This window comes from Pseudomonas sp. KBN12P06040, assembly GCF_037574965.1.
GTDB lineage: Bacteria > Pseudomonadota > Gammaproteobacteria > Pseudomonadales > Pseudomonadaceae > Pseudomonas > Pseudomonas aeruginosa.
Genome location: NZ_JBBELS010000001.1, coordinates 116405 through 141212, shown reverse-complemented (window position 1 = coordinate 141212; position 24808 = coordinate 116405). Strand labels below are relative to the sequence as shown.

The following is a 24808-nucleotide window of genomic DNA, read 5'->3' as shown; positions in this document are numbered from 1 at the left end:
ACACCATGCAGAAACTGATCGTCGCGCTGTTCGGGCTGCTGCTCGCCGCCTGTTCGTCCAGCCCGCCGGAAACCCCGCCGACCCGGGTGGTGATCTGGCTCCACGCCGCACCGAACCTCAACCCGTCCGCCGCCGGCCAGGCGGCGCCGCTGCGCCTGCGGCTGTACGAGCTGAAGAAAGACACCGCGTTCGGCCGCGCCGACTACTTCGCCCTCACCGACAACGCCCAGTCGACCCTCGGCGGCGACCTGGTGGAGCAGGACGAGTTCCTCCTGCGTCCGGGCGAGGAACGGCGCATCGAACGCACGCTCGACGAGCAGACCCGCCAGCTCGGCTTCGTCGCCGCCTACCGCGACCTCGACCGCGCCACCTGGCGCCAGGTCCTCGACGTGCCGGGGCAACGCACCAGCCATCTCGACATCACGCTCGGCGCGCAGGCCATCGGCATCGTCGCGCGTCCCGCGCCCTGAACCTTCGGAGTCCCTATGTCCTGGAATAACCGCGTGGTGTGGTCCGAAGGCATGTTCCTGCGGCCACAGCATTTCCAGCAGCACGACCGCTACCTGGAAACCCTGGTGGATGGCCGCTGCCGCTCGCTCCTGGCGGGCGGCTGGGGCTTTTCCGAGCTGAAGCTGGACGATGCCCTGCTGACCCAGGGCAAGCTGGCCATCGTCAGCGCCCGCGGCGTGCTGCCGGATGGTACGCCGTTCAACATCCCCGCCGACGATCCGGCGCCGGCGCCGCTGAATGTCGAGGAAAGCCTGCGCGATGGCATCGTCTACCTCGGCCTGCCGCTGAAGCGGGTCGGCACCCGCGACACGGTAGAGGAGGGCGAGGCCCTCGGCGGCGCCCGCTACGTCAGCCAGGTGCAGGAAGTGCGCGACGACAATGCCCCCTTCGAGAGCCGCGCGCCGGTGGCCCTGGGCAGCCAGGCGTTCCGCCTGCTGACCGAGCGCGACGGCCTCGGCGAATACGCCGCGGTGGGCGTCGCGCGGGTCCGCGAGAAGCGCGCGGACCAGGCCCTGAGCCTGGACGAGGACTACCTGCCGCCGGTACTCGACATTGCCGCCGCGCCGCCCCTGGCGTCCTTCGCCAAGGAGCTGCTGGGCCTGCTCCACCAGCGCGGCGAAGCCCTCGCCGGGCGGGTGGTGGCCTCCAGCGCCGGGGGCGCCTCGGAAATCGCCGACTTCCTGCTGCTGCAACTGGTCAACCGCGCCGAGGCCCTCACCGGTCACCTGTCCCGCGTGCGCCCGCTGCACCCGCAGGAGCTGTACCGCGAACTGGTGGCCCTGGCCGGCGAGTTCTGCACCTTCACCGCCAGCCAGCGGCGTCCCGAGGAGTACCCGGTGTACAACCACGACGACCTGGCCGCCAGCTTCGCCCCGGTGATGCTCGCCCTGCGCCAGGCGCTGGCGACGGTGATCGACGCCAAGGCGATCGCCATCCCGATCGTCGAGAAGGCCTACGGCGTGCACGTCGCGATGCTCAGCGACCGCAGCCTGATCGACAACGCCAGCTTCGTCCTGGTGGTGCGCGCCGACGTCCCCGGCGAGAGCCTGCGCGGGCACTTCCCGCAGCAGGCCAAGGTCGGCTCGGTGGAGCACATCCGCGACCTGGTCAACCTGCAACTGCCGGGTATCGGCCTGCTGCCGATGCCGGTGGCGCCGCGGCAGATCCCCTACCACGCCGGCTCCACCTATTTCGAACTGGACCGCGGCAGCGCGCATTGGAAGCAGCTGACGCATTCCGGCGGCTTCGCCTTCCACATCGCCGGCCAGTTCCCCGGGCTGAACCTGGCCTTCTGGGCCATTCGAGGATAAGCAACGATGCCTCCCATCGACGATCCCTTCGGCACCCCGGCCGGCGGCGGCAACGGAAGCCCGCCCGACGACCGCACCATGATCATGCCGCGTCCCGGCGGCCGCGCCCCGGAACCGGCCGGCGGCCCCCGCGGCGGCGACCCCTACACGCCGCCGCCGATGGCCAGCCTGGCGCCGCTGAGCGGCCGCGGCGACGGCCTCAACCCGCTGGAGCAGGCCGCCGGCCCGCTGCTGGCGATGCTCACCCGCCTGCGCAACACCATCGCCCATCCAGCGCCGGCCAGCCTGCGCGCGCAACTGCTCGGCTACCTGCGCCAGTTCGAAGAGAAGGCACGCCAGGCCGGCGTGGCGCCGGACGAAGTGATGCTGGCGCGCTACGTGCTCTGCACCGCCCTCGACGAAGCGGTGCTCAGCACGCCGTGGGGCAGCACCAGCGACTGGGGCAAGCAGAGCCTGCTGATCACCCTGCACAACGAGGCCTGGGGCGGCGAGAAGGTCTTCCAGTTGCTCGAACACTGCCTGCAGAACCCGCACCAGCGCCTGCACCTGCTGGAGCTGCTGTACCTGTGCACCAGCCTCGGCTTCGAAGGCCGCTACCGGGTCATGCACGACGGCCGCAGCCAACTGGAGGCGCTGCGCGAGCGCACCGCGGCGGTGATCCGCAGCACCCGCGGCGAGTACGAGCACGAACTGTCGCCGCACTGGCGCGGCCTCAGCGTGATGCGCGATCGCCTTTCGCAATACCTGCCGCCGTGGGTCGGTATCGCCATCGGCCTGGCCCTGCTGCTGGCCCTGCTGTTCGGCCTGCGGATGAAGCTGGCCGCCGACGCCGAGCCGGTGTTCAAGCGCATCCACGCCATCGGCGAGATCCCGGTGCAGGCCATCGACCGCCCGGCGGTGCAGCCGCGGGTGATCGAACGGCCACGCCTGGCGCGCTTCCTCGCCGACGACATCAAGGCCCAGCGAGTGGCGGTGGAGGACGCCGTCGACCGCTCGGTGGTGACCATCCGCGGCGACGAGCTGTTCGCCAGCGCCAGCGCCAGCGTGCGCGACGAGTTCCAGCCGCTGCTGCTGCGCATCGCCGACGCCCTGCGCAAGGTCAAGGGCCAGGTGCTGGTCACCGGCCATAGCGACAACCGGCCGATCGCCACGCTGCGCTACCCGTCCAACTGGAAACTGTCCCAGGCCCGCGCCCAGGAGGTCGCCGACCTGCTCGGCGCGACCACCGGCGACGCCGGCCGCTTCACCGCCGAAGGGCGCAGCGACACCGAGCCGGTGGCGAGCAACGCCAGCGCCGAAGGCCGCGCACGCAACCGCCGGGTGGAAATCACCGTATTCGCGGAGGGCGCGCAATGAAAGGCTTCCTCAACTTCTTCGCGCGCTGGGTGGTGCCGGTGCTCGGCCTGCTCGCCCTGAGCCTGATCATCTGGTTCCTCGGCCCGCTGCTGCGCCTGGGCAACTACGAACCGCTGGCCTCGGCGACCAGCCGCTGGGTGCTGATCGTCCTGCTGTTCCTGGTCTGGATCGGCTTCCGCGTGCTGCGCATCGTGCAGGCCCGGCGCAACGCGGCGAAGGTCATGCAGAGTCTCGCCGAGGTCAGCGCGCCGGACGCCGCCAGCGTCGCCACCGCCGAAGAGCTGGCGACCCTCAAGCAACGCATGGACGAGGCCCTGGCCCTGCTCAAGCGGGCCAAGCTGGGCGGCAGCGAGCGGCGCAACCTGTACGAGTTGCCCTGGTACGTGATCATCGGCCCGCCCGGTTCGGGCAAGACCACCGCGCTGATGAATTCCGGCCTGGACTTCCCGCTCGCCGCACAGATGGGCGCCGGGGCGATCCGCGGGGTCGGCGGCACGCGCAACTGCGACTGGTGGTTCACCGACGAAGCGGTGCTGCTGGACACCGCCGGCCGCTATACCACCCAGGACAGCCACGCCCAGGTGGACAAGGCCGCCTGGCTGGGCTTCCTCGACCTGCTCAAGACCCAGCGCAAGCGCCGCCCCATCGATGGCGCGTTCATCGCCATCAGCCTTTCCGACCTGCTGCTGGGCAGCGACGCCGAGCGCGCCGCCCATGCCCAGGCGATCCGCGCACGCATCCAGGAGCTGTACCAGCAGCTCGGGGTGCGCTTCCCGATCTACGTGATGCTGACCAAGTTCGACCTGGTGCCGGGCTTCATGGAGTTCTTCGACAGCCTGAACCGCGAGGAACGCGCGCAGGTCTGGGGGATGACCTTCGCCCTCGACGACGGCAAGAGCGCGGAAGGCCCGCTGGCGGTGTTCGACAGCGAATTCGCCCTGCTCGAACAGCGTCTCACCGCGCGCCTGGTGGAACGCCTGCAGCAGGAGCGCGACCCGGCGCGGCGCGACCTGGTCTACGGCTTCCCGCAGCAATTCGCCGCCCTGCGCGAATGCCTCGGCGAGTTCCTCAACGGCGTGTTCAAGCCCAACCCCTACGAGGAACGCCCGCTGTTGCGCGGCCTGTACTTCACCAGCGGAACCCAGGAAGGCAGTCCGATCGACCGCCTGATCGGCAGCATGGCGCAGTCGATGAACCTCGACCGCCAGCACCTGGCGCGGCAGACCGGAACCGGGCGCAGCTACTTCATCGAGCGGCTGTTCCGCGAAGTGGCGTTCGGCGAACGCGGCCTGGTCGGCACCAACCCGAAGGTCGAGCGCCGCCGCAAGTGGCTGACCATCGGCGCGCTGAGCGCCACCGCGCTGGTGGTGCTGGCGGTGACGGCGGTATGGATCGCCAGCTACCGCGCCAACCAGAGCTACATCGCCGCGGTCGACCAGCGCGTCGACCCGCTGGCGCGCGGCATCGAGTCGCTGAGCCCGGCCCAGCGCGACGTCCTGGCCGTACTGCCACAGCTCAACGCGGTGCAGAATCTCGCCGGCGACGCGCCGAGCTGGGCCGAAGGCTACGGGCTGTACCAGGGCGACATGCTCGGCGAGGAGTCCGCCAGCGTCTACCGCAAGCTGCTGATCGCGGTGTTCGCCCCGCGCCTGGTGACCCGCATCGAGGAACAGTTGCGCTCCGGCGGCAGCAGCGATTTCCTCTACGAGGGCCTGAAGGCCTACCTGATGCTCGGCAGCCCGGACCATTACGACGCCGACTTCATCAAGGCCTGGATCAGCCTCGACTGGGAACGCAACCTGCCGCGCGACCTCTCGCCGGAACAGCGCCAGGCGCTGCACGCGCACCTCGACGCGTTGCTCGAACGACGGCCGCCGTCGGCGCGCCTGGACCAGGACCTGGTCGAGGACCTGCGCCGCCAGTTGCAGCAACTGCCGGTGGCGCAGCGGGTCTACGACCGGGTCAAGCGGCAGAGGCTGCCCAAGGACGTGCCCGACTTCCGCATCAGCGACGCCGCCGGCCGCGACGCACCGCTGGTGTTCGCGCGCAAGAGCGGCAAGCCGCTCACCGACCCGCTCAGCGGCTTCTTCACCTACCGCGGCTATCGCGAGGTGTTCCTCACCGCCAGCCTCAGCCAGGCCGGCACCATCGCCGAGGAACAGTGGGTGCTCGGGCGCGACCTGAACGATGCCGGCGATGCCGCCAACCTGGCCCTCGACGTGCGTCGCCTGTACTTCCAGGACTACCTGCGGCAATGGGACGACCTGCTCGCCGACCTCACCGTGGTGCCGATCACCAATGTCACCCAGGCCGCCGACGTGCTGCGCATTCTCTCCGGACCGACCTCGCCGTTCCGCAAGCTGCTCGAGGCGGTGGCCCGCGAGACCGACCTGCAGAAGGGCGACCGGCTGGTCGCCGCGCAAGTGAAGAAGGCCGCCGACGGCACCGTGGACAAGCTCAAGCAGCGCCTCGGCTCGCTGGTCGGCCAGGAGGAAGAGGGCGCCCGCGAACAGCCGCGGCAGGTCGACAGCGACCCGATCAGCGCCCACTTCGCCGAACTCAACAGCCTGGTCAGCAAGGGCGAGGGTGGCAACGAGCCGGCGCCGATCGACAGCCTGCTGGAGGACATGAACGCGCTCTACGTGCAGGTCAGCGCCATGGCTGGGGCCAGCGGCGACTCGCTGCTCGGCGACGCCAAGAACCAGGTGGCCGCCGCCGCCTCGCGCGTGGCCCTCAGCGCCGAGCGCCAGCCGCCGGTGGTCCAGGGCCTGGTGAAGAACGTGGTCAACTCCACCACCAGCAGCATGATGGGCAGCGTGCGCAACCAGCTCAACGCGGCCTGGATCAGCGACGTGGTCAGCGTCTACCGGCAGTCCCTGGCCGGGCGCTACCCGATCGCCGCCGGCAGCTCGCGCGACGCCACCCTGGAGGACTTCGGCCACTTCTTCGGTGCCGGTGGGGTGATGGACAGCTACTTCCGCCAGTACCTGCAACCCTACGTCGACACCTCCGCCAGCACCTGGCGCTGGCAGCCCGGCGCGGCGCAGAAGCTCGGCATCAACCCCGGCGTGCTGCACACCTTCCAGCGCGCAGCGGCGATCCGCGACGCCTTCTTCCGCTCCGGCGGCATGCAGCCGGCGGTGCGCTTCGAACTCAAGCCGGTGACCATGGACGCGGCGATCAGCCAGTTCATCCTCGACCTCGACGGCCAGCAGCTGACCTACGACCACGGCCCCGCCCGCCCGGTGGCGATGCAGTGGCCGAGCGCCAACGGCCTCGGCGTGGTCCGCCTGACCGTGACGCCGCCGCCCAGCAGCGGCCGTTCCGGCCTGACCCTGGAAGGCCCCTGGGCCTGGTTCCGCCTGCTCGACCAGTCGGACCTGGAACGCGGCAACTCGCCGGACCGCTTCACCCTGCGGCTGCGCATCGACGGCTCCAGCATCGCCTGCGAGCTGCGCGCCAGCAGCGCCTTCAACCCCTTCAAGAGCCGGGTCGTGTCCGGCTTCAGCCTCCCGGAGCGCCTTTGAACAGCGTCGGTTTCTACGGCAAGCTGGCCGGCCGCGGCGATTTCGTCAGCCGCGGCCTGCCGAACACCTTCGTCGAACCCTGGGACGCCTGGCTGGCCAGCGGCATGCGCGCCAGCCAGGACGAACTCGGCGCGGCCTGGCTCGACGCCTACCTGACCAGCCCGCTGTGGCGCTTCGCCATCGCCCCCGGCCTGCTCGGCGGCGAAGCGGTGGCCGGGGTGGTGATGCCGAGCATCGACCGGGTCGGTCGCTATTTCCCGCTGACCGTCGCCTGCCTGCTGCCGGCGAACGCCGACCTCGGCGGGCTGGTCGGCGGCGACGACGGCTGGTTCGAGCAGGTCGAGAGCCTGCTGCTCTCCACCCTCGAACCGGAGGCCGAGGTCGAGGCCTTCGAGCAGGCGGTGGCGCAGCTCCCGGCCCCTCCCTGCGGACCGCGCATCGAACAATCGCTGATCAGCGGCAACCTGCTGCGCAGCGAAGCGGTGACCCCGGCACAGCGCCTCGCCGCGCTGGCCCAGCATGCCTGCGACGGCGCCAGCCACTGGTGGGGACGCGGCTCGGCACGGATCTCCGCCGGCCTGATGCGCTACCAGGGCCTGCCGCCGGCGCCGGCGTTCGGACGATTCCTCACCGGAGAGGGCGAGGTGATCCCGCTCTTTCCCGGCATACCCGGTTAAGGACAACTGATGGTGCCCAACTCAGTCAGCTACTACAGGTCGGCCAGCTACAGCCACGTCGGCATGGTCCGCAAGGTCAACGAAGACGCCAGTCTCGACGCCCCCGAGTCGGGACTCTGGGTGGTCGCCGACGGCATGGGCGGCCACGCCGCCGGCGACTTCGTCAGCAGCCTGATCGTCGATACCCTGCGGCGCATCCCGGCGGCCTCCTCGCTACCGGCCTACGTCGGCGCGTTGCGCACCGGCCTCGCCCAGGTCAACGAGCGGGTTCGCCAGGAGGCCGGCCTGCGTGGCGTCAGCGTGATGGGCAGCACCCTGGTACTGCTCGCCGCGCGCGGCAACCAGGCGAGCTGCCTGTGGGCCGGCGACAGCCGCCTGTACCGCCTGCGCGGCGGCGTGCTGGAAGCCATCTCGCGGGACCACAGCTACGTCCAGGAGCTGCTCGACAACGCATTGATCAGCGAGGAAGAGGCGCGCCACCATCCGCGCGCCAACGTGGTCACCCGCGCGGTCGGCGTGCACGAGCAACTGGAACTGTCGGAAGCCGCGCTGCACGTGCTGCCCGGCGACAGCTTCCTGCTCTGCAGCGACGGCCTCAACAAGACCGCCGACGACAGCGAACTGCGCGACGTGCTCAGCCACAGCGATCCCTATGCGGTGGTCCGCAGCCTGGTCCACCTGGGCCTGACCCGCGGCGCCCCGGACAACATCACGGCCCTGGTGGTCAGGGCCTTCTGAGACGGACATGGACATAGAACTTCCGGGATTCGACATCGAACGCGAGCTGGGCGAAGGCGCCATGGCCACGGTCTACCTGGCCACCCAGCGCTCGCTGCAGCGCAAGGTGGCGCTGAAGGTGATGGCCGCGGCGCTGGCCGCCGACCCGAGCTTCGCCGAACGCTTCCTGCGCGAAGGTCGGACCCTGGCGCGGCTGTCGCACCCGAACACGGTGACCATCCACGACATCGGCAACGTCGGCAGTTGCTACTACATGGCCATGGAATACCTGCCCAACGGCACGCTCAAGGAGCGCATCCAGCAGGGCCTCGATCCCGAGCAGGGCCTGGCCTACGTACGGCAGGTGGCCGCCGCGCTCGGCTACGCGCACTCCCAGGGCCTGGTGCATCGCGACGTGAAGCCGGCCAACATCCTGTTCCGCGCCGACGGCACCGCGGTGCTCTCGGACTTCGGCATCGCCAAGTCGATCGAGGACAATACCCAGTTCACCCAGGTCGGCTTCGCCGTCGGCACCCCCAGCTACATGAGCCCGGAGCAGGCCCGCGGGCAGGAGATCGACGGCCGCGCCGACCTCTACGCGCTGGGCGTGGTGCTCTACGAGATCCTCACCGGCAAGCTGCCCTACAACGGCAAGGACTCGCTCTCCACCGCCCTGGCCCACCTCACCGAGCCGCTGCCGGAACTGCCGATCGAGCAGGGCCGCTACCAGGACATCCTGCGCCAGTTGCTGGCCAAGGACCCGGCCGAGCGCTTCCCCACCGCCGGCGCGTTGATCGCCGCCCTCGACCGCCTGGCGCCGAGCGCCCTGGAAGCCACCCAGATCCGTCCGCTGGCGACGCCGCAGGGCTCGCCGCGAGCGAGCAACCCGCCGCCGGCCGAACCCGCGCCCCTGCCGCCCGCCGACCTCGGCGGCCTGCAACCGGTGTCGATCCAGTTGCCGCCGGTCACGCCCAGCGCCGGCAGCGCCACGCCGCCTCCGCCTCCGCCGTCGCAAGCGGCGAAACCGCCATCGCCCCCGCCGCCTCCGTTGCCGCCGGCGAAGCCACGTGCCGGCGGCAGCCGCACGCCGTTGATCGTCGCCGCCGCGGCCGCCGTGCTCCTGGCGATCGGCGGCGGCGCCTGGTGGCTGCTGGGCTCGGGCGACGCGCCGAGCGCTGCCGATCCAGCGCCGCTGGGACAGACGCCGGCGGACAAGCCGCAGCAGCAGACCCCGGTGGCCGATGCCGAACAGGACGGCGGCGAGCGTCCGCTGCTGATGCCAGGCAAGAAGACGCTGTTCCAGCGCGTCCTGACCAAACCCGGCGCGGCCATCTCCGCCGAGGCTGGCGGCCCGCCCCGGGCCGGCGCGGTGCCGGCCTTCTCGGTGCTCTACGTGTACGCCCGCAAGCAGGTCGGCGGCAGCCCCTGGCTGCGCGTCGGCGCCTCCAGCAACGGCGAGGGCGACGGCTGGCTGCCGGCCAGCGCGGTGAGCGACTGGAAGCAGAGCCTGGTGCTGAAGTTCACCGAACGCTCCGGCCGCGCGCCGGTGATGTTCCTCAACAGCGCCGAGCAGGTCGAACGCCTGCTCGGCGATACCCGCGCGGCGCGCGACACCCTGACCCAGGCGGTGGACCACAAGGGCGATCCGCAGGTGGTCGCGGTCGAGCCCAACGACCGGGCGATCCCCCAGGACCAGTTCTACCTGCTGCCGATCTTCGACTCCAAGGAGAGCTTCGACGCCGACGGCCAGCCGGCGCAGTTGCTGGAGGTCGCTTCGATCGACCCCGGCGGCAGCGCCACGGCACCCCAGGCGCCGGGCCAGGCCGGGCGGGGCGGCGCCAGCGGCGCGGCGAGCGACACCTTCCGCACCGGCATCGTCCTGGTGGTGGACACCTCGGTGTCGATGCAGCCCTACATCGACCGCGTGCGCGAGGTGATCGACGGCCTGCAGCGGCAGATCGGCGAGCGCGGCGACCTGGACAAGGTCAGCTTCGGCCTGGTCGGCTTCCGCAACAACACCGACAAGACCCCCGGCCTGGAATACGTCAGCAAGACCCTGGTGCCGCTGCAACCGGGCAACGACGCGCAGCGCTTCGCCGAGTTGAGCAGCCAGGTGCGCGCCACCGACGTCTCCAGCCACTCGTTCAACGAAGACGCCTTCGCCGGGATCATGCAGGCGGTCGACGAAATGGACTGGTCGCCCTACGCCGGGCGCGTGGTGCTGCTGGTCACCGACGCCGGCGCGCTGCGCAAGAACGACCCGCTCGGGCGCACCCAGATGAACGAGGCCGAGGTCCGCCAGGCGGCGCTGCGCAAGGGCGTGAAGATCTATGCGCTGCACCTGCGCACCCCGGCCGGGAAGAACAACCACGGCTACGCCGAGCAGCAGTACCGCAGCCTCACCGCCGACGCCAACCCGAAGATCGCCGACCTCTACATCCCGGTGGCCGGCGGCGAGGTGAACGCCTTCGGCAACACGGTGAAGGAGATCGGCACGGTGTTCGCCGACCTGGTCCACGACGCCGGCAACCGCAAGCCGCAGGCGCCGCGCTTCGACGCCGCGCCAAGCGTGGCGAGCAAGTCGGCGGCCATCGGCTACGCCATGCAGATGGAATTCCTCGGTCGCCGCGACCCGGTGCGCGCGCCGCAGGTCGTCACCGCCTGGACCGCCGACCGTGACCTGACCAACCCGGCGCTGCCGGCGTTCCAGGTCTGCGTGCTGCTGAGCAAGCTGCAACTCAACGAACTGCAACAGTCGCTGAAACTGATCGTCGACGCGGCCAAGCGCACCCAGACCTCGCCCAAGGACTTCTTCCAGGAAATCGCCAGCGCCAGCGCCTACATGAGCCGCGACCCGGCGCAACTGGTGAAGGGCAGCAACCTGGCGCAGAGCGGCGTGCTCGGCGAATACCTGGAAGGCCTGCCGTACCGCAGCAAGTCGCTGAACATGACCCAGGACCTCTGGCTGTCGCTGAGCGTCGCCGAGCAGCAGGACTTCATCGACGAACTGGAGTCGAAGATCCGCCTCTACGAAACCTTCCACAACGACGTCGCCAACTGGGTCCGGTTCGGCGACGCCGACGCCGGCGACGCGCTGTACCGCGTGCCGCTGTCGACGCTGCCATGATCCTGCGCCTGCACGAGGTCGCCCGCAGCCACGGCGCCGGTCGCCAGCGCTACCGCCTGCGGGTGCCGGCGCTGGAATTGCGCGCGGGTCGCCAGCTGGCCATCGTCGGCCCCAGCGGCTGCGGCAAGAGCACCCTGCTCGACCTGCTGGCGCTGGCCCTGGCGCCGGACCCGGGCGGGCGCTTCGAATTCCTCGCCGGGGAACGCCCACAGGACATCGCCGCGCTCTGGCGCGACGGCCGCCAGGACCGCTTGGCGGCGCTGCGCCGGCAGCACTGCGGCTACGTGCTGCAAAGCGGCGGGTTGCTCGAGTTCCTCGATGTGCGGCGCAACATCGGACTGCCCTGCGCATTGCTCGGCGCCCCGTCCGCCGAGCGCGTGCAGGCGCTGGCCGAGCGGCTGGAAATCGGCGACCAGCTGGACAAGAAACCGGCGGCGCTGTCGGTCGGCCAGCGCCAGCGGGTCGCCATCGCCCGCGCCCTGGCGCATGCGCCGCGCCTGTTGCTGGCCGACGAGCCGACCGCGGCGCTCGACCCGCTGAACGCCGAACGGGTGATGCGCCTGCTGGTGGAACAGGCCCGCGAGCGCGGCGCCTGCACCGTGGTCGCCACCCACGACGAGCGCCTGGCCCGCGCCGCCGGACTCGAAGTCCTGGCCATCCGCTGGCAACGCGAGGCCGACGACAGCGTCGGCGCCTGCCTCGAGGACGTCGGCTGATGCGCGCCGGCCTGCTGCTCTCGCTGGCCTGGGCCGACTATCGCGGCGAGGCGCGCCTGTCGCTCTGCGCGATCTTCGCCCTGGCGGCGGTGATCACCCCGCTGCTGGTGCTGTTCGGCCTCAAGTACGGCCTGGTCAGCACCCTCACCGAGCGGCTGGAGCGCGCGCCTTCGGTGCGCGAGATCATTCCGGTCGGCGGCGCCCGCTACCGCGCCGAGGACATCGCCGCCCTGGCCGCACGCGTGGACGTCGCCTTCGCCGTGCCGCGCACCCGGCAGATCGCCGCCACCGCCGACCTCAGCGGCGGCGGCGAGACCGCCCTGAGCGTCGAGATGATTCCCAGCGCCGCCGGCGACCCGCTGCTGGCCGGCCTGCCGCAACCCGACCGGCCGACCCGCGTGGTGCTCAGCCACGGCGCCGCGGAAAAACTCGGCGCCCAGCCTGGCGAGCGCATCGTCGCGCGCATCGGCCGGCGCATGGATGGCCAGGCACAGAGCCAGCGCCTGGAGCTGGAAGTGCTCGCGGTGCTGCCGCAGGAGCGTTTCGCCCGCGACGCGCTGTTCGCCCCGCTGGCCCTGCTGGAAGCCGCCGAGGACTATCGCGACGGTCGCGCGGTGGCCGCCTACGGCTGGCCGGGGAAGGCCGGCGAGACCCCGCGCGCACGCATCTACCCGGGCTTCCGCCTGTACGCCCGCGACCTCGACGCGGTGGAAGGGCTGCGCCGGCACTTCGTCGCGAGCGGCGTGGAGGTCGCCACCCAGGCCGAGGCCATCGCCCAGGTGCGCAGCCTCAGCCGCAACCTCGGCCTGGTGTTCTGGATCGTCGCCGCGCTGGCCATCGGCGGTGCCTTCGCGGCCATCGCCGCCAGCAGCCTGGCCGCCGTCGAACGCAAGCGCCGCGCCCTGGCAGTGCTACGTCTACTGGGCTTCCCGACCGCCGCGCTGGTCGGCTTCGTCATGCTCCTGGCGCTGTTCAGCGCCGTCTTCGGCCTGTTCCTCGCCGGGCTGCTGTACGCCGCCACGGCCGGCGCGCTGAACCACCTGTTCGACAACCAGAGCGGCGAGTTCGTCTGCCGCCTGCTGCCCAGCCACTACCTGACGGCGCTGCTCGCCACGCTGCTGTGCAGCGTCCTGGCCGCCGCCAGCGGCGGCTGGCGCGCGGCGCGGATCGAAGCCGCAGAGGGATTACGCGATGTTTGAGAAAGCCATTCTTCCGCTCACCCTCGGCGCCTGCCTGGCATTTGCCGCGCCGGCCTGGGCCGAAGGCGACTCGCCGGACAATCCCAAGCCGCTGGCCGACGACGTCGCCCTGCCGCTGCCGTGTGGCGGCGAGATGGTCTTCCGGCATGTCTACGTACTCGCCGAAGGCGCCCTCGACGATCGCGAGGTCAACCTCGGCTACGCCTTCAACGAAGGCGAGGCGGGCTACCAGCAGTCGTTCATCTCCGGCTACCGGCGCGACTACGTGAACGGCCAGTTCAGCCTCGCCGACCTGGCACCGGCCTGGCAGCAGAAGCTCTCCGCCAGCCTGCCGAAGCCCGCCGCCGGCACCCCGCTGAAGCCGATGCTGTACTTCATCGGCAAGTACGAGGTGACCGCCCGCCAGTACGCCGCAGTGATGAGCCAGGCGGCCGCGCTCTCCGGCCAGGGCGAGGCGCCGGCCTGCGACGTGCCGGACGGAATGGCCGCGCGGCTGCCCAAGGTCAACCTCTCGCGCTTCGACGCCGAACGCTTCGGCGCGGTGTACAGCGCCTGGCTGATGAAGAATCACCCGGAACTGCTGCCGGTCAGCGGCCGCGGCAAGAATCCCGAGGACGGCGGCATCGGCTTCGTCCGCCTGCCCACCGAGGTCGAGTGGGAGTTCGCCGCGCGCGGCGGCCAGGCGGTCAGCCGCCAGGAACTGGAAGGACGGCTGTTCCCGCGCAAGGTCGAGGGCAGCGACCAGGAAGGCCCGCTGGGCGACTGGGCGGTGTACAACCAGGTCGCCGGCGGCACCGGCCAGGCCGCGCGACTGTTGCCGGTAGGGATGAAGCGGCCGAACCCGCTGGGCCTGTTCGACGTGATCGGCAATGCCGCGGAGATGGTCCAGGAGTCCTTCCAACTGGTCCACGCCGGTCGCCGGCAGGGCACATATGGCGGTTTCGTGGTGAAGGGCGGGAACTATCTCGAAGGCGAGATGACTCTATTCACCGGGATGCGCCGCGAATACCCGCTGTTCGCCGCCGACGGCAGCGAACAGCGCAACGAGACCACCGGTTTCCGCGTCGCCATCGGCGCGCTGTCCGCGCCGCGCTCGCGCTATCCCGAGCTGTTCGCCCAATGGCAGAAGGAAGGCCGACTAGCGGCATTGACCGATGCCATCGATGACGCTCAAGATCCCACCAAGCAATTGGACGGAATCATTGCCGCCACCCGCGACCCGCAGATGCAGGCGCAGTTGGCCCAGATAAACGAGGAACTCAAGCGTAACGTTTCGTTGATCGCTCGGCAGCGCGAAGAGGCCGCCGGAAACCTGATACAGTCGGCGGCACTGGTCGCCGAGACGATCAACAACTACAACATACGCCTGACCAACCTCAAGAAGGACAGGGAGAAAGCCGTGGCAGCCAGGGATCAGGCGACCGCCCAGCTCTATGCCGGCGCCATCGCCAACGGGCGCAGCGCCCTCGATGGCGCATTGGCCATCTACATCGACAACCTCGCCACCGGCACCCGTTACACCGACGCGGTGATCCAGGCGCAGTTCCAGCGCATCCAGGAAGAACTCAATCGCAACCCGGTTCTGGGCAAGAGCCTGGTCAAGCGCGCGACCCTGTTCGTCAAACACGTCGGAGATTATCGCCAGCAGCACCGGGCCGAGCCGGAGGCGGTATTGAAGGAATTGCTCGCGTCCAGCGGGCGTTGAAGGAGTTCCGTCCGGCACCTCTCGGCAGCCGGGCGGTTCATCAAACCAGGAGTGAGATGCAATGAGCCAACCCAGCGAAAACCGTTTGATCACCTCGGCGCGCTACGCGCTCTGCCTGTTGACCGCCAGCGGCGTGCTGCTCAGCGGCTGCGCCAGCAGCGGCGTCGGCTCGGTCGCCCAGACCACCCGCGCGGAATACTACCCGTCCTGCTACGAGCCGGTGTCGCACCTGCGCAGCACCGATAACGCGGTGCGCAACTCGGCCATCACTGGCGCCATCACCGGCGGCCTGCTGGGCGGCCTGGCCGGCGGCCTGGCCAGCGACGAGAACCGCGGCCGCAATGCCGCCCTCGCTGCCGCAGGCGGCGCCCTGGCCGGCGGCGCGGCGGGCTACTACATGGAGAAGCAGAAGCAGATCAGCGACGACCGCGCGCGCATCGGCTCCTACGCTACCGACGTCGACCGCAGCACCGTCGAGATCAACCGTAGCGTGGCCTACGCCAAGTCGGCGCAAAGCTGCTACCAGAGCCAGTTCAAGGCCCTGCTCGACGGCCGCAAGAACAAGTCGATCAACGAAGCCGAAGGGCGCAAGCGCCTGGCCGAGATCGTCAGCGGCCTGCAGGAGACCAACGCTCTGCTGGTCGCCGCCAACGGCCGTGCCGGCGAGAACATCAACAACTACACCCAGGCCTACGAGAAAGACCTGCAGCAGGTCGGCGTACCGCGCACCGAAGTGACCAAGGTCGCCGAGGCCGAGAACCGCGCCAGCACTACGAAAGGCGGCAGCAAGCCCAAGACCGGCAGCAATCCCAAGGTGCCGAAGGAAGCGGTCGCCACCGAGCAGACTATCCGCAAGGCCCAGGACGCGCAAAGCGAAGGCAACAAGGTGGCCTCCCGGGGCCAGGGCATGATCCAGGAAGTCTGCAACAGCCCGGACATGGGCGACTGGGCACCGCCGAGCTGCGCCAAGGCCTGATCGGCCTCGTTACCAGCACGAACGCGACGGCGACCTTCGGGTCGCCGTTTCGTTGATGGGCCTGGCGCGCTGACCCGGCCGGCCTGAAGGGCGAGCGTTCGCCGGGACGGCTGCTTCCGACGTTTCCGGCTTCCCCGGCGGCAGCGGTTCTTCCCGCAGGGCGGATACCGCCACCGGCACGCTCCGCCGCAACTCCGCCCTATACGAAATGCTGCGCCGCGGGGAAAACGCTAGAACAACGCCATCTGCGCCCCCGGCACGGCGAACCGGCTGCAATCCAGCCCGAAGCCCTCGCGGCGGTCCAGCCCGAGGCGCTTCATCGCCACCGCGAAACGCTGCGCCAGCAGGTCGGCGAACGGTCCCTGGCCGCGAAAGCGGTGGCCGAAGCGGCTGTCGTAGACCTCGCCGCCACGGCATTGGCGGACCAGGCTCATCACATGCTCGGCGCGTTGCGGGTAGTGCGCCGCCAGCCATTCCTCGAACAGCGGGCCGACTTCGCGCGGCAGGCGCAGGAGCATGTACGCGGCGCTGCGCGCGCCGGCGTCCCGCGCCGCCTGGAGCAGGCGCTCCAGCTCCATGTCGTTGACCATCGGGATCATCGGCGAGCAGAGCACGCCCACCGGGATGCCGTTGCCGCTGAGCGTGCGGATCGCCCGCAGTCGCGCCGAGGGCGCCGCCGCGCGCGGTTCGAGAATGCGCTTCAGCTCGTCGTCGAGGGTGGTCAGGCTGATCATCACCGCCACCAGGTTCTGCTCCGCCAGTTCGCGCAGCAGGTCGAGGTCGCGAAGGATCAGCGAGCCCTTGGTGACGATGGTCAGCGGGTGACGGAAGCGCAGCAGCACCTCCAGCACCTGGCGGGTCAGGCGGCGTTCGCGTTCCAGCGGCTGGTAGGGGTCGGTATTGGCACCCAGGTTGATCGGCGCGCAGCGATAGCCGGGCTTGCTCAGTTCCTGCTCCAGCGCGCTGGCGACGTTGCTCTTGGCGATCAACCGGGTCTCGAAATCGATCCCCGGCGAGAGGTCCCAATAGGCATGGCTGGGCCGCGCATAGCAGTAGATGCAGCCATGCTCGCAACCACGGTAGGGATTGATCGAGCGATCGAAAGGGAGGTCCGGCGACTGGTTGCGGGAGATCACCGTGCGGGCGATCTCCTCGCGCACCTCGGTGAGCTGGATCGGCGGCACCTCCTGCTCCCAGCCATCGTCGAAGGCCTCGCTGTGGGTCGGGGCGAAGCGGTTGAGGGGGTTGCTGGCGGTACCGCGACCGCGCGGGGGCAGGGGAGCGCTCATGAGGGGAACCCGGTGCGATACTGTATATGTATACAGTATCGCACCGGGCCCCGACCCACAGCCATCGCCGCCGGTCGGCGGCGAGCGGTCAGGCGTCGGGCTTCTTCTTCAGCTTGGGATTGGGGAAGAACTGCACCGACTGCACCTTCGGGTTGGCCGGCTTCGGCGCGTTCTGGTTGACCCGCGTACCCAGCTCCTTCGGGATCGACTGGCCCTGGGCGTTGAGCGTGTCGGCGTAGCCGCAGGCCACGCATTCGCGGTGCGGCACGCCGTCCTCTTCCCACATCTGGATCTTGTCCTGTTCGCTGCACGCCGGGCAGACCGCCCCGGCGATGAAGCGCTTCCTGGTGATCGCCGGGCTCATGCGGCCTCCCCGACCAGCCCGGAGTGACGCAGCAGGGCGTCGATGGACGGCTCGCGACCGCGGAAATCGACGAACAACAGCATCGGCTCGCGGGAGCCGCCGCGGGCCAGGATCGCCTCGCGGAAGGCACGCCCGGTATCGGGGTTGAACACGCCTTCTTCCTCGAAACGCGAGAAGGCATCGGCGGACAGCACCTCGGCCCACTTGTAGCTGTAGTAACCGGCCGCGTAGCCGCCGGCGAAGATGTGCGCGAAGCTGTTGGCGAAGCGGTTGTACGCCGGCGGACGCATCACCGCCACTTCGTCGCGGATGCCCTCGAGTACCTGCAGCACGCTGCGGCCGTCGCCGTGGGTAGCGTGCAGCTCGAAGTCGAAGAGGGAGAACTCCAACTGGCGGACCATCATCATCCCGGACTGGAAGTTCTTCGCCGCCAGCATCTTCTCCAGCAGGTCCTGCGGCAGCGCCTCGCCGGTCTCGTAGTGGGCGGAGATCAGCGCCAGGCCTTCCGGTTCCCAGCACCAGTTCTCCATGAACTGGCTGGGCAGCTCGACGGCGTCCCAGGCCACCCCGTTGATCCCCGAGGCGGCGGCATGCTCGACGCGGGTCAGCAGGTGGTGCAGGCCATGGCCGAACTCGTGGAACAGGGTAGTGACCTCGTCGTGGGTCAGCAGCGCCGGCTTGCCGTTCACCGCCGGGGTGAAGTTGCACACCAGGTAGGCCACCGGGTCGATCAGCCGGCCCTGGGCGTCGCGCCGGCGGTCGCGGGCGCCGTCCATCCAGGCACCGCCGCGCTTGTTGGCGCGGGCATAGAGGTCGAAGTAGAAGCGGCCGACGTGCTCGCCGTTCTCGAGGATCTCGAACAGGCGTACGTCGGCGTGCCAGCGCTCGAAATCGTGCAGTTCGCGGATCTGGATGCCGTAGAGGCGCTCGACGATGGCGAACAGGCCGGAAAGCACCTTGTCCACCGGGAAGTAGGCACGCAGCGCCTCCTGGGACACGCTGTAGCGCGCCTCGCGGAGTTTCTCGGCGTAGTAGCCGGCGTCCCAGCTCTGCAATTCGGTGCAGCCCTGCTCGGCGGCGTAGGCGCGCAGCTGCTCCAGGTCGCGGGCGGCGAACGGCTTGCTGCGCACCGCCAGGTCGCGGAGGAAGCTGAGCACCTGGTCGCTGGACTCGGCCATCTTGGTCGCCAGCGACAGCTCGGCGTAGTTGGCGAAGCCGAGCAGGCCGGCCAGCTCCTGGCGCAGGTCGAGGATCTCTTCCATCACCGGACCGTTGTCGTTCTGCCCGGCGTTCGGGCCCTGGTCGGAGGCGCGGGTGCAGTAGGCGGCGTATACCTCTTCGCGCAGGGCGCGGTCATCGGCATAGGTCATCACCGCGTAGTAGCTGGGGAACTCCAGGCTGATCAGCCAGCCGTCCAGGCCCTTGGCCTCGGCGGCCTGCTTCATCTGGGCCTTGGCCGAATCGGTCAGGCCGGCCAGCGCGGCTTCGTCGGTGACATGCTTGGTCCAGGCCTGGGTGGCGTCGAGCAGCTGGTTGGAGAAACGGCTACCCAGCTCGGACAGGCGCGACTGCACCTCGGCATAGCGCTTCTGCTTGTCCGCCGGCAAGTCGATGCCGGACAGGCGGAAGTCGCGCAGGGCGTGTTCGAGGATGGTTTTCTGGGCCACGTCGAAGCCGGCCGCCTCGGGGCTCTTCGCCAGCGCCTCGTAGGCCTCGAACAGGGCGCGGTTCTGCCCCAGCTCGGTGGAGTAGGCCGACAGCTCCGGCAGACAGGCCTCGTAGGCCTCGCGCAGCTCGGCGCTGTTGCACACCGCGTTGAGGTGGCTGACCGGACTCCAGGCGGCGCCCAGGCGGTCGTTGAGTTCGTCCATCGCCAGCACCAGGCCCTTCCAGGTCGGCTGCTCGCGCTGGGTTTCCAGCAGGCGGGCGATGGCGGCGCGGTTATCGGCGAGGATCCGCTCGATGGCCGGCTTCACGTGTTCCGGGCGAATGGAGGAGAAAGGCGGCAGGTCGTAGGCCTGCAGAAGGGGATTCGCGCTCACGTTGGCAACCTTGGCTAAGGAAATACCCGACCATCTTAAATACAATCGGCGGCATCCGCAGCCTGAGGAAAACTATCGTGACCATTCGTTCCTACCAGGGCAAAACGCCACTGCTCGGCGAGCGGGTCTTCGTCGATCCCTCGGCCGTGCTCGTCGGCGACATCGAGATCGGCACCGACAGCTCGGTCTGGCCGCTGGTGGTGATCCGCGGCGACATGCACCGCATCCGCATCGGCCAGCGCAGCAGCATCCAGGACGGCAGCGTGCTGCACATCACCCACGCCGGCCCCTTCAACCCGGACGGTTTTCCGCTGAGCATCGGCGATGAAGTGACCGTCGGGCACAAGGTCCTGCTGCACGGTTGCAGCATCGGCAACCGGGTGCTGGTGGGGATGGGCTCGATCGTCATGGACGGCGCGGTGATCGAGGACGAAGTGATCCTCGGCGCCGGCAGCCTGGTGCCGCCGGGCAAGGTGCTGGAGAGCGGCTTCCTCTACGTCGGCAGCCCGGCGAAGAAGGCCCGTCCGCTGAGCGACAAGGAGCGCGGCTTCTTCACCTACACCGCCGGCAACTACGTGAAGCTCAAGGACCTGCACATCGCCGAGGACTACCATGCGTGACGCCACGCTGCGCTACCCGAACATCCTCTTCGATCTCGACGGCACCCTCACCGACCCGCGCGAGGGCATCACCCGCTCGGTGCAGTTCGCCCTCGCCCGCCTGGGCATCGACGAGCCGGACCTGGCGCGCCTGGAGCACTTCATCGGCCCCCCGCTGTTGCAGTGCTTCATGCAGACCTACGGCTTCGACGAAGCGCGCGCCTGGGAGGCGGTGAACCACTACCGCGAGCGCTTCAGGCTCACCGGTCTCTACGAGAACCGCGTGTTCGACGGCATTCCCGAGCTGCTCGAAGCCCTGGTCGGACGCGGCCACACGCTCTACGTCGCGACCAGCAAGCCCGGCGAGTTCGCCCGCGAGATCGCCCGCCACTTCGCCTTCGACCGTCACTTCAAGGCGATCTACGGCAGCGAGCTGGACGGCACCCGCACGCACAAGGACGAACTGATCCGCCATCTGCTCGACAGCGAAGGCCTGGCAGCGGAGCATTGCCTGATGATCGGCGACCGCATGCACGACCTGCTCGGCGCCAGCCGCAACGGTGTCGCCTGCATCGGCGTCGGCTACGGCTTCGGCAGCGAAGACGAACTGCGCGCGCACCAGCCGACCCATTACTGCGCCGACCTCGCCGCCCTGCGGCAGGTATTGGAATCCCACTGACCCATGCTCCGTTTCAGACAAGGACGCCTGACATGACCGACAATCCCTTCGCCACCCCCACCGCCCCGGTGCAGCCGCCGGCCAGAGAGGTGCCCGCCACCACCCAGCCCTATGCGTTCATCGCGGTGCTGGCGCTGGTCACCTGCCTGTCCTTCGCCGTGAGCCTGGGCATCCAGTGGTACAACGACATCGGCGAGATCCGCCAGCGTTTCTCCGAGCACCTGCAACTGATGGCGCCGCACTGGTTCACCGGCCTGGTGTTCTACGCGGCGGCCAACCTGCTGGTGCTGCATGCCTACCGCGAGAAGCGGCGGCTCGTCGAGTTCCGCCCGCTGGCGCTGCTGCTGATCGGCTACGGTCTGCTCAACCTGGTCTGCGGCATGCTCGCCGGGATCGGCCTGGCACCGCTGACGCTGCCGTTCTACCAGTGGGTGACGGCGCAATCCAGCTACGGCGTCTGGCTGATGGCGTTCAACGAAGCGATGAGCTGGGTCTACCTGCTCCTGGGCAGCCTGCTGCCGTTGGGGCTGGTGCTGCTCGGCAGCCGGGTGAACTCGCCGCGCCTGGCCGAAGGGGAAGAAGCCCGCGTCGCTGCCTGGCAGGTCGCCCTGGGCGCCGCGCTGTGTTTCGCCACGCTGTGTTTCAAGCTGATGCAGTTCCTTCCCTACGCCCTGCTGCGCTACGACGAGCCTTGGCTATACGGCCTGTACCTGAGCGGCGTGGCGCTGCCCGCGGCGCTGCTCTTCGGCGCCGTCTGCACGCGCCTGCCGGCGCGCCTGCAACGCTTCGCCGCCGGCCGCGCGCTGCTGCTCGCGGTGGTCGCCATGCTGCTCTGGAGCGTCGCGCTGCTGGCGGTCGGCGGGGGGCTGGCGCTGCTGATGATCCTCGGCCTGGCGCCCGCTGGCATCGGCTATACGCTGCTGGTGGCGCTGCTCGGCGTCGGCCTGTTGGCGCTGCTCTGGCCGATCGGCCGGCTGGCCACGCGCTGGTGCTACGCCGACCAGCTCGCCGCCTGAGCAGGCGTCAGGGCGCTGCGGCGGCCAGCCGCTGCAACGCCGCCTGGCGCTCTGCCAGGGGGAGCTGGCCAAGGGCACGGACCCGCGCATAGAACGCCGGCCAGTTGCCGCCGACCTGGCGGAACAGCGCGGCGAACGCCGCCACCCATTGGTCGTAGAGGCCGAAGGGAAGCAGCTTGGCATTGTTGAACGGCGCGTCGATCCAGGCCTTGAACGGCGACTCGCCGCCCCATTCGCGCTGGCTCAGCGCCGCGTACTCACGGCGCAGGCGCTGGAATTCGGCAGCCTTGCCGGCACGCTTGGCGGCATCGTCCAACGGCCCGGCATAGAGTGCTTCGAGGCGCGCACGACTGGCCAGGACCAGCGCAGTGAACTGCTCGCGGCGCTTCTCCTCGCGGCCATCCGCCGGCGGCAGTCCACGATACTCGCGCCACTGGCGGGTACCTTCCTGTTCGACGAAGGTGGCGAAGGATTCGTTGAAGGCGGTGTCGTCGCGCAGGTAGAACTTCTGGTGCGCCAGTTCGTGGAAGATCAAGGTCGCCAGCCGTTCGTCGTCCCAGCGCAGCATGCTGCTGAGGATCGGATCGTCGAACCAGCCGAGGGTCGAGTAGGCCTGCACCCCGCCGACGTAAACGTCGTCGCCGAGCGCCCGCTGGCGCGCCGCCTCGGCGCGCGCGGCGGCCTCGCTGTAGTAGCCGCGGTAGGCCACGCAGCCGGCGATGGGGAAGCAATGGGTGACCGGCTGCAGCGACAGCTCCGGGGTGGCGAACACGTTCCATACCACGTAGGGCCGGCCGATATCGGCGTACAGGCGATAGCTGCGGTTGTCCGGCAGGCCGAGGCGTTCGCTGGCGAATTGCCGGGCCTTTTCCGCCTTCGCCAGGCGTTCGCGCAAGCGCGCGTCGCGCTGCGGGTCGGCGATCACCGCGGCGGCCGGCTCGCGGGCGCGCAGCAGGGCGAACTGGCCGCTGGCCAGTTGCCCGTAGTAGGAGACGGTCGAGCAACCGCTCAGCGCCAACAGCGCCAGGCAGGGAACCCAACGGGGCAGTCGAAGGTCAGCAAGCGGATGGCGAAGGCGGCGTGGCATGGGCGGAACATAGCACAGCACGCGGACCGCCCGCCGCCCTACCAGCACCGGTCCGCGATCCGGCGAGGCGGAGGAACGCAAGGCGTTTTTCCAAGGCGCGACGGATGGCGGCCGGGTTAAAGGAGCTTCGGAGTCTTCTATGCGTACGCTGCTGCTTGCCGGTGGCCTGCTCGTCCTGAGCGGCTGCTCACTGCTGATGCCCACCCCCGACCCGAACCGCGCCTGGGTCGACCTCGATACCCAGCCCGACGCCGATCTCGCCGCCGTGGAAGTCGACGACAAGAGCTGGGACCGCACGCGCTACTTCGAGGTCGATCCCGGCACCCGCGAACTCACGGTGCGCTACCAGTTCACCGTCGACCCGACCAACATCGGCCCCGTGGACAGCCCGCTCTGGCGCGATTGCCAGCTCAACCTCAAGTTCAAGGACTTCAGCGCCGGCCAGCGCTACCGCCTGGAGGCCGGGCACATCGGCTTCCGTCCCTGGGCGAAGCTCTACGACCAGGACAACAGGGAACTGGCGCGCGGCCGCGAGGGGCGCTGCGCGAAGGTCTGAACGGCGCAAGGCGAGGGCGCTATGCTAGGAGCTGAACGCCCTCCGGAGCCCGCCCCATGCGTCCACTCACCCGTCTCGTCCCGCTCGCGCTGCTGCTCCTCGCCGGCTGCGCCGGACCGCTGCCGCAGCCGGACCCGCAGATGGCCTGGGTCGAGCTGCGCAGCGCGCCGGCCAATACCCTGCTGGCCGAGCGCCTGGACGGCGAGCGGTTGAGCGACGGGCGCTACTTCCAGGTCACTCCGGGACGCCATGTGCTGGAGGTGCGCTTCCAGTACGAACTCTATGGCGGTTCCGGCGGCGGGGGCGGCGGCTTCGGCGAGCCGGTGCAGATCAACTGCTACCAGCAGGTGGTCTATGACGGCTTCGAGGCGGGCCGGCGCTATCGCCTGGAGGTGCGCCCGCAATTGCGCAGGGCGCTGGCGCTACTGAGCGACGAGCGCGGCGAGGTGGTCGCCCGTTCGAACTTCCAGACCAGCCGCTGCCCGCCGTACTGAAACGCAGCGGCTCAGTCGTCGTTCTTCTGGTAGATGATCTTCTTGGTGCCGTTCTCGCAACTGCCGACCACCATGTTCGGGTCGCTGACTTCGTCGTTGCGCACGATCTCCAGGGTGTAGGAGGTCACCCCGGCCGACTGGATCTTGGTCTCGATCTCCGCCTTGAGTTCCTCGCACGGCTTCGGCGCGGCCAGCGCCGTGGCGCTGAACAGCAAGGCGGCAATCCCCAGCCCGATGGTTTTCATGACCCGTCACTCCTCGTCGATGCCTGGCAGCCGAGTGCTGCGCAGCGCATCCTGCCGCATTCGACTGCGGCAGGCCAGGGCCAGTTCGCCGGGCTGGGGAAGCGTTCCGCTCAGCCGTCGAGGCTGGCGTCCAGGCTGATCTTCGCGTTGAGCACCTTGGATACCGGGCAACCGGCCTTGGCCTTGTTGGCGATCTGCTCGAAGGTCTGCGCGTCCGCCCCCGGCACGCGCGCCCTGAGCACCAGGTGCACGGCAGTGATGGCGAAACCGTCGGACTGCTTGTCGAGGGTGACCTCGGCGCGGGTCTCGATACGTTCGGCGGTCAGGCCGGCCTCACCGAGCATCATCGACAGGGCCATGCTGAAGCAGCCGGCGTGGGCCGCGCCGATCAGCTCTTCCGGGTTGGTTCCCGGTGCGCCCTCGAAGCGGGTATTGAAGCCATAGGGGTTGTCCTTGAGCGCGCCGCTTTCGGTGGAAAGGGTGCCCTTGCCGTCTTTCAGGCCGCCTTGCCAGACCGCCGATGCCGTCTTCTTCATGTCGACTCCTCCGGAGCTGTGGATGGACATCCGCTCGCGTCGGCGAGCGGGCATGTCTACATGGGAGGACGACGCAGCCGG

Annotated in this window: 22 protein-coding genes; 16 read left to right on the top strand and 6 right to left on the bottom strand. The window is 69.6% G+C overall.

All coding sequences use genetic code 11. The features are described from left to right. Nucleotides 1–5: 5 nt before the first annotated feature. The 11 genes from tssJ (at nt 6) to tagQ (ending at nt 15820) form a co-directional block, all read left to right on the top strand. On the top strand, nt 6–470 hold the full coding sequence (tssJ, locus tag VQ067_RS00640; protein WP_003083660.1) for a type VI secretion system lipoprotein TssJ: 465 nt from the start codon (nt 6–8) through the stop codon (nt 468–470). A 15-nt stretch (nt 471–485) separates the two neighbouring features. Next, the gene (gene tssK, locus VQ067_RS00635; protein WP_004355761.1) at nt 486–1820 is read left to right on the top strand and encodes a type VI secretion system baseplate subunit TssK; all 1335 of its coding nucleotides are present in this window, start codon (nt 486–488) and stop codon (nt 1818–1820) included. A 6-nt stretch (nt 1821–1826) separates the two neighbouring features. Beyond that, nucleotides 1827–3176 carry a DotU family type VI secretion system protein gene (locus tag VQ067_RS00630; protein WP_003118500.1) on the top strand — a complete coding sequence of 450 codons (1350 nt, stop codon included), beginning with the start codon at nt 1827–1829 and terminating at the stop codon, nt 3174–3176. Next, nucleotides 3173–6703, top strand: a complete 3531-nt coding sequence (tssM, locus tag VQ067_RS00625) for a type VI secretion system membrane subunit TssM (protein ID WP_009875647.1) — start codon at nt 3173–3175, stop codon at nt 6701–6703. Before VQ067_RS00630 ends, tssM begins: the two co-directional genes overlap by 4 nt. Next, a complete protein-coding gene (gene tagF, locus VQ067_RS00620) occupies nt 6700–7380 on the top strand; it encodes a type VI secretion system-associated protein TagF (protein ID WP_003083642.1) in 681 nt (226 codons plus the stop codon). Before tssM ends, tagF begins: the two co-directional genes overlap by 4 nt. A gap of 9 nt (nt 7381–7389) precedes the next feature. Beyond that, complete coding sequence (gene pppA, locus VQ067_RS00615) at nt 7390–8118, top strand: serine/threonine phosphatase PppA (protein WP_003083639.1); 729 nt, start codon at nt 7390–7392, stop codon at nt 8116–8118. A 7-nt stretch (nt 8119–8125) separates the two neighbouring features. Then, on the top strand, nt 8126–11224 hold the full coding sequence (gene ppkA / locus VQ067_RS00610; protein ID WP_015502125.1) for a serine/threonine protein kinase PpkA: 3099 nt from the start codon (nt 8126–8128) through the stop codon (nt 11222–11224). After that, nucleotides 11221–11940 carry a type IV secretion associated ABC transporter ATP-binding protein TagT gene (tagT, locus tag VQ067_RS00605; RefSeq protein ID WP_003136959.1) on the top strand — a complete coding sequence of 240 codons (720 nt, stop codon included), beginning with the start codon at nt 11221–11223 and terminating at the stop codon, nt 11938–11940. Before ppkA ends, tagT begins: the two co-directional genes overlap by 4 nt. After that, entirely contained in the window at nt 11940–13139 is a 1200-nt protein-coding gene (gene tagS / locus VQ067_RS00600; protein ID WP_015502124.1) for a type IV secretion associated ABC transporter permease TagS, read from the top strand. Before tagT ends, tagS begins: the two co-directional genes overlap by 1 nt. Beyond that, complete coding sequence (tagR, locus tag VQ067_RS00595; RefSeq protein WP_015502123.1) at nt 13132–14844, top strand: type VI secretion system-associated regulator TagR; 1713 nt, start codon at nt 13132–13134, stop codon at nt 14842–14844. Before tagS ends, tagR begins: the two co-directional genes overlap by 8 nt. 61 nt (nt 14845–14905) lie before the next feature. Next, complete coding sequence (gene tagQ / locus VQ067_RS00590; RefSeq protein WP_003083630.1) at nt 14906–15820, top strand: type VI secretion system-associated lipoprotein TagQ; 915 nt, start codon at nt 14906–14908, stop codon at nt 15818–15820. A 230-nt stretch (nt 15821–16050) separates the two neighbouring features. On the opposite strand, the gene VQ067_RS00585 is transcribed toward tagQ, so the two are convergent. From VQ067_RS00585 to prlC, 3 genes are all read right to left on the bottom strand, one after another. Beyond that, the gene (locus VQ067_RS00585) at nt 16051–17109 is read right to left on the bottom strand and encodes a PA0069 family radical SAM protein (RefSeq protein WP_009314900.1); all 1059 of its coding nucleotides are present in this window, start codon (nt 17107–17109) and stop codon (nt 16051–16053) included. Between the two features lie 88 nt (nt 17110–17197). Then, nucleotides 17198–17473: a YheV family putative zinc ribbon protein gene (locus tag VQ067_RS00580; RefSeq protein WP_003083624.1), complete on the bottom strand. Its 276-nt coding sequence runs from the start codon at nt 17471–17473 to the stop codon at nt 17198–17200. Then, nucleotides 17470–19515, bottom strand: a complete 2046-nt coding sequence (gene prlC / locus VQ067_RS00575) for an oligopeptidase A (RefSeq protein WP_003083621.1) — start codon at nt 19513–19515, stop codon at nt 17470–17472. The genes VQ067_RS00580 and prlC overlap by 4 nt, the downstream gene beginning before the upstream one ends. A 77-nt stretch (nt 19516–19592) precedes the next feature. Here prlC and VQ067_RS00570 point away from each other — a divergent pair, with 77 nt between their 5' ends. Genes VQ067_RS00570 through VQ067_RS00560 form a run of 3 tightly spaced genes read left to right on the top strand, consistent with a single transcriptional unit; the run spans nt 19593 to nt 21809 of the window. Next, entirely contained in the window at nt 19593–20135 is a 543-nt protein-coding gene (locus VQ067_RS00570) for a gamma carbonic anhydrase family protein (protein ID WP_033991476.1), read from the top strand. Beyond that, on the top strand, nt 20128–20793 hold the full coding sequence (locus VQ067_RS00565) for an HAD family hydrolase (RefSeq protein WP_033991475.1): 666 nt from the start codon (nt 20128–20130) through the stop codon (nt 20791–20793). The genes VQ067_RS00570 and VQ067_RS00565 overlap by 8 nt, the downstream gene beginning before the upstream one ends. A gap of 32 nt (nt 20794–20825) precedes the next feature. After that, nucleotides 20826–21809, top strand: coding sequence for a hypothetical protein (locus tag VQ067_RS00560; RefSeq protein ID WP_015502121.1), 984 nt, complete (start codon nt 20826–20828; stop codon nt 21807–21809). Nucleotides 21810–21816: 7 nt separating this feature from the next. Here the strand turns inward: VQ067_RS00560 and VQ067_RS00555 are convergent, their stop codons facing one another. Then, nucleotides 21817–22944 carry an aminopeptidase gene (locus tag VQ067_RS00555; RefSeq protein ID WP_020750957.1) on the bottom strand — a complete coding sequence of 376 codons (1128 nt, stop codon included), beginning with the start codon at nt 22942–22944 and terminating at the stop codon, nt 21817–21819. Nucleotides 22945–23035: 91 nt separating this feature from the next. On the opposite strand from VQ067_RS00555, the gene VQ067_RS00550 reads away from it, so the two are divergent. Both VQ067_RS00550 and VQ067_RS00545 read left to right on the top strand, forming a co-directional pair. Next, a complete protein-coding gene (locus VQ067_RS00550; RefSeq protein WP_003083614.1) occupies nt 23036–23452 on the top strand; it encodes a PA0061/PA0062 family lipoprotein in 417 nt (138 codons plus the stop codon). A gap of 56 nt (nt 23453–23508) precedes the next feature. Next, nucleotides 23509–23946: a PA0061/PA0062 family lipoprotein gene (locus VQ067_RS00545; protein WP_003083612.1), complete on the top strand. Its 438-nt coding sequence runs from the start codon at nt 23509–23511 to the stop codon at nt 23944–23946. Nucleotides 23947–23957: 11 nt separating this feature from the next. Here the strand turns inward: VQ067_RS00545 and VQ067_RS00540 are convergent, their stop codons facing one another. Continuing rightward, the gene (locus VQ067_RS00540; RefSeq protein WP_003083610.1) at nt 23958–24191 is read right to left on the bottom strand and encodes a DUF1161 domain-containing protein; all 234 of its coding nucleotides are present in this window, start codon (nt 24189–24191) and stop codon (nt 23958–23960) included. A gap of 110 nt (nt 24192–24301) precedes the next feature. Further along, on the bottom strand, nt 24302–24757 hold the full coding sequence (locus VQ067_RS00535; protein ID WP_003118563.1) for an OsmC family protein: 456 nt from the start codon (nt 24755–24757) through the stop codon (nt 24302–24304). Between the last annotated feature and the right edge of the window lie 51 nt (nt 24758–24808).

Excerpts from the sequence above, each read along its gene's own strand:
- tssJ (WP_003083660.1), top strand. The coding sequence starts at position 6 with ATGCAGAAACTGATCGTCGCGCTGTTCGGGCTGCTGCTCGCCGCCTGT.
- tssK (WP_004355761.1), top strand. The coding sequence starts at position 486 with ATGTCCTGGAATAACCGCGTGGTGTGGTCCGAAGGCATGTTCCTGCGG.
- VQ067_RS00630 (WP_003118500.1), top strand. The coding sequence starts at position 1,827 with ATGCCTCCCATCGACGATCCCTTCGGCACCCCGGCCGGCGGCGGCAAC.
- tssM (WP_009875647.1), top strand. The coding sequence starts at position 3,173 with ATGAAAGGCTTCCTCAACTTCTTCGCGCGCTGGGTGGTGCCGGTGCTC.
- pppA (WP_003083639.1), top strand. The coding sequence starts at position 7,390 with ATGGTGCCCAACTCAGTCAGCTACTACAGGTCGGCCAGCTACAGCCAC.
- ppkA (WP_015502125.1), top strand. The coding sequence starts at position 8,126 with ATGGACATAGAACTTCCGGGATTCGACATCGAACGCGAGCTGGGCGAA.
- tagT (WP_003136959.1), top strand. The coding sequence starts at position 11,221 with ATGATCCTGCGCCTGCACGAGGTCGCCCGCAGCCACGGCGCCGGTCGC.
- tagS (WP_015502124.1), top strand. The coding sequence starts at position 11,940 with ATGCGCGCCGGCCTGCTGCTCTCGCTGGCCTGGGCCGACTATCGCGGC.
- tagR (WP_015502123.1), top strand. The coding sequence starts at position 13,132 with ATGTTTGAGAAAGCCATTCTTCCGCTCACCCTCGGCGCCTGCCTGGCA.
- tagQ (WP_003083630.1), top strand. The coding sequence starts at position 14,906 with ATGAGCCAACCCAGCGAAAACCGTTTGATCACCTCGGCGCGCTACGCG.
- VQ067_RS00585 (WP_009314900.1), bottom strand. The coding sequence starts at position 17,109 with ATGAGCGCTCCCCTGCCCCCGCGCGGTCGCGGTACCGCCAGCAACCCC.
- VQ067_RS00580 (WP_003083624.1), bottom strand. The coding sequence starts at position 17,473 with ATGAGCCCGGCGATCACCAGGAAGCGCTTCATCGCCGGGGCGGTCTGC.
- VQ067_RS00565 (WP_033991475.1), top strand. The coding sequence starts at position 20,128 with ATGCGTGACGCCACGCTGCGCTACCCGAACATCCTCTTCGATCTCGAC.
- VQ067_RS00560 (WP_015502121.1), top strand. The coding sequence starts at position 20,826 with ATGACCGACAATCCCTTCGCCACCCCCACCGCCCCGGTGCAGCCGCCG.
- VQ067_RS00550 (WP_003083614.1), top strand. The coding sequence starts at position 23,036 with ATGCGTACGCTGCTGCTTGCCGGTGGCCTGCTCGTCCTGAGCGGCTGC.
- VQ067_RS00545 (WP_003083612.1), top strand. The coding sequence starts at position 23,509 with ATGCGTCCACTCACCCGTCTCGTCCCGCTCGCGCTGCTGCTCCTCGCC.
- VQ067_RS00540 (WP_003083610.1), bottom strand. The coding sequence starts at position 24,191 with ATGAAAACCATCGGGCTGGGGATTGCCGCCTTGCTGTTCAGCGCCACG.
- VQ067_RS00535 (WP_003118563.1), bottom strand. The coding sequence starts at position 24,757 with ATGTCCATCCACAGCTCCGGAGGAGTCGACATGAAGAAGACGGCATCG.